Origin of the sequence: Rhizobacter sp., from assembly GCF_031412495.1 — a bacterium.
Lineage (GTDB): Bacteria > Pseudomonadota > Gammaproteobacteria > Burkholderiales > Burkholderiaceae_C > Schlegelella_A.
Window position 1 is genome coordinate 1 of record NZ_JANODC010000322.1, and the last position, 3096, is coordinate 3096.

Genomic DNA, 3096 nt, shown 5'->3' on the forward strand with positions numbered 1-3096 from the left:
GCCCGGCCGCGGCGCGGGCTCGGCGGCCGGGGCACTGGCGCGGAGCGGCGCGGCGCGCAGCACGGTGGGATTGCCCCGCAGGGCCGGGCGGTGCACCGCGTTCAGCGACGGCTCGATCCAGGCGACGATCGGCTGCCACTCGGCGACGTGCGCCTGCGCCTGCGCCGGCGGCAGGTCGAACACGGTCAGGCCGCGCTCGACGGTGCGGACGTAGGCCTGCGCCTCGCGCACCACGCCCGCGAACGGCAGGCCGAGGCGGGCGGCCCAGGCGGCGAGCGCCTCGGCGCCGCGGGTGCGGGCGTCGATGCGCATGCCGACCGCCACCACCTTGCAGCGCCCTTCGGCGACGCGCGGCAGCGCCTTCAGCTCGGCGTGGCAGTCGGCCGCCGACTCGCGGTCGAACACGGAGTGGCAGACTGGCATGACGATGACGTCGGCGAAGGCGGCGACGCGGGCGAGGTCGAAGCCGCGCAGGCCGCCGGGCGTGTCGAGGACGACGTGGCGGACGCCGGCCGGCGGCCGGAGGATGCGGCGCGGGTCGACGGCCCAGCCGACGATGGGCGCGCAGCCGGGCAGGGCATGCGTGGCACGCTGGCGCAGCCAGCCCTGCGTCGACTGCTGGCGGTCGACGTCGCCGAGCATGACCGTGTCGCCGCGGCCGGCATAGAAGGCCGCGAGGTGGGTGGCCAGCGTGCTCTTGCCGCTGCCTCCCTTGCGATTGACGACGGCGATGACGGCCATGCTGAGCGCGGATGAAGTGTCGCGATTGGATCACGGCAGGCCTCTGCCGGCGCCCGGATCAGGGCGGTGAAGGCGGGCCAATCGCCTCGACCGTGGCGCGCACGCCGCACTCGGCCGCCGCCAGCTCGCGGCGGGCCAGGCGCACGACGCTCCAGGCGCCGGTCAGCGCCAGGACGGCCATGGCGCAGGCGACGGCGAGGTCGGGCCAGGCCCGTCCAGTGCCGAACACGCCGAACGCGGCCGCACCGACGGCGATGTTGCCGAGCGCGTCGTTGCGCGAGCAGATCCAGACCGAGCGCATGTTCGAGTCGCCGCTGCGGTAGCGGTAAAGCGTCGCCGCGACGAAGACGTTGACGGCCAGAGCCAGGGCGGCGATCGCGCCCATGGTCAGCGGCTCGGGCACGCCGCCCTCCAGCCAGACCCAGGCCGCGCGGCCGAGAACGAAGACGCCGAACGCGGCCATCGACGCTGCCTTGAGCAGCGAGGCCCGAGCCCGCCAGGTGATCGCCAGCGAGAGGACGGCCAGCGACAGGCCGTAGTTGGCGGCGTCGCCGAGGAAGTCGATGGCGTCGGCGAGCAGCGACACCGAGCCGGAGCCGACGCTGCCGGCCACCTCGACCGCGAACATCGCCGCGTTCAGCAGCAGCGCCAGCCAGAGGACGCGGCGGTAGGCGGGGTCGGCCGACGGGGGCGGGGGCGGGCAGCAGGAATCGGCCATGGCGCAGTGGAGGGCGGGGTCCGCGTTGATCCTATAGTGGCTCGCACCTGAACACCGCTCGAGGCCCTGCACGATGGACGACTCCCGCCCGCTCCAGCCCGACACCATCGCCGCCCAGGCGCTCGGCTGGATCGACGAGAAGACGCGGGCGATCACGCCGCCGATCCACGTCTCGTCGACCTACCTGCGCGACACCGACAACCAGTACCGCTCGGGCCGGGTCTACGCGCGCGCCGACAACCCGGCCTTCGACCAGGCCGAGGCGGTGATCGCCCAGCTCGAGCAGGGCGCGCACGCGGCCCTGTTCGCCTCCGGCATGGCGGCGGCGACGGCGGTCTTCCAGGCGCTCGCGCCGGGCGACCACGTGCTGGCGCCGAAGGTGATGTACTGGTCGCTGCGCAACTGGCTGACGACCTTCGCGACGCGCTGGGGGCTGGAGGTCGAGCTGATCGACATGACCGACCCGGGCGCGGTGAGCGCGGCGATCCGGCCCGGGCAGACGCGGCTGGTCTGGATCGAGACGCCGGCCAACCCGCTCTGGACCGTGACCGACATCGCCGCGACGGCGGCCATCGCGCACGGCGCCGGTGCCCTGGTCGCCGTCGATTCGACGGTCGCCACGCCGGTGCTGACGCGGCCGCTCGAGCACGGCGCCGACCTGGTCATGCACGCCGCCACCAAGTACCTGAACGGCCACTCCGACCTCATCGCCGGGGTGCTGGTGACGCGCGAGGACGGCGAGGTCTGGCAGCGCATCAAGGCCATCCGGGCCCAGCTCGGGGCCACCCTGGGCTCCTTCGAGGCCTGGCTGCTGCTGCGCGGCATGCGCACGCTCTGCCTGCGCGTGCGCTGCGCCTCGCAGTCGGCGCAGCGCATCGCCGAGCACTTCACCGGCCACGCGGACGTCGAGGCCGTGCTCTACCCGGGGCTGCCCGGATCGCAGGGGCATGCGGTCTCGAAGCGGCAGATGCGGGGCGGCTTCGGCGGCATGCTGTCGATCCGCGTCCGCGGCGGCGAGGCGGCGGCGATCGCCACCGCGGCACACGTCGCCCTGTGGAAGCGGGCGACCTCGCTCGGCGGCGTCGAGAGCCTAGTCGAGCACCGGGCCAGCGTCGAGGGTGCGGGCACGCCGGCACCGCCCGACCTGCTGCGCCTGTCGGTGGGCATCGAGGACGCCGGCGACCTGATCGCCGACCTCGAGCAGGCGCTGCGGCGGGCGCGTCGCTGAGTCAAGCGGCGCACTGCGCCGGGCGGCTCAGATCGTCATGCCGCCGTCGATGCAGAAGGCCTGTCCGGTCGCGAAGCGGGACTCGTCGCTGGCCAGAAAGACGACCATCGGCGCGATCTCATCGGCCTGCGCCAGCCTGCCCATCGGCTGGCGGGCGACGAAGGCCTGCCGTGCCGCCACCGGGTCGGCGTAGGCCCGGATCCGCTCGCCGAGCGACGGCGTGTCGACGGTGCCGGGGCAGAGCGCGTTGCAGCGGATACCCTGCAGGATGTAGTCGGCGGCGACGCTCTTGGTCAGGCCGATGACGGCCGCCTTCGTCGTGCCGTAGACGCAGCGGCTGGCGATGCCGCGGATGCTCGAGGCGATGCTGGCCATGTTGATGATGCTGCCGCCGCCGGCCGCGATCATC

General features: G+C 74.2%; 4 protein-coding genes. 1 reads left to right on the top strand and 3 read right to left on the bottom strand.

The window, feature by feature from the left end; all coding sequences use genetic code 11:
- Window positions 1-741, bottom strand: a 741-nt coding sequence (locus AC30N0_RS11960) for a nucleotide-binding protein (protein WP_489518134.1), incomplete at its 3' end; no start/stop codon positions are given.
- Between the two features lie 58 nt (window positions 742-799).
- Complete coding sequence (locus AC30N0_RS11965) at window positions 800-1459, bottom strand: cation efflux transmembrane domain-containing protein (protein WP_489518135.1); 660 nt, start codon at window positions 1457-1459, stop codon at window positions 800-802.
- A gap of 73 nt (window positions 1460-1532) precedes the next feature.
- Between AC30N0_RS11965 and AC30N0_RS11970 the strand changes: the two genes are divergently transcribed.
- Window positions 1533-2687, top strand: coding sequence for a trans-sulfuration enzyme family protein (locus AC30N0_RS11970; RefSeq protein ID WP_489518136.1), 1155 nt, complete (start codon window positions 1533-1535; stop codon window positions 2685-2687).
- 27 nt (window positions 2688-2714) lie between these two features.
- Here AC30N0_RS11970 and AC30N0_RS11975 read toward each other — a convergent pair.
- Window positions 2715-3096: SDR family oxidoreductase (locus AC30N0_RS11975; RefSeq protein WP_489518137.1), on the bottom strand; the 382-nt coding region annotated here is incomplete at its 5' end.

Excerpts from the sequence above, each read along its gene's own strand:
- AC30N0_RS11965 (WP_489518135.1), bottom strand. The coding sequence starts at position 1,459 with ATGGCCGATTCCTGCTGCCCGCCCCCGCCCCCGTCGGCCGACCCCGCC.
- AC30N0_RS11970 (WP_489518136.1), top strand. The coding sequence starts at position 1,533 with ATGGACGACTCCCGCCCGCTCCAGCCCGACACCATCGCCGCCCAGGCG.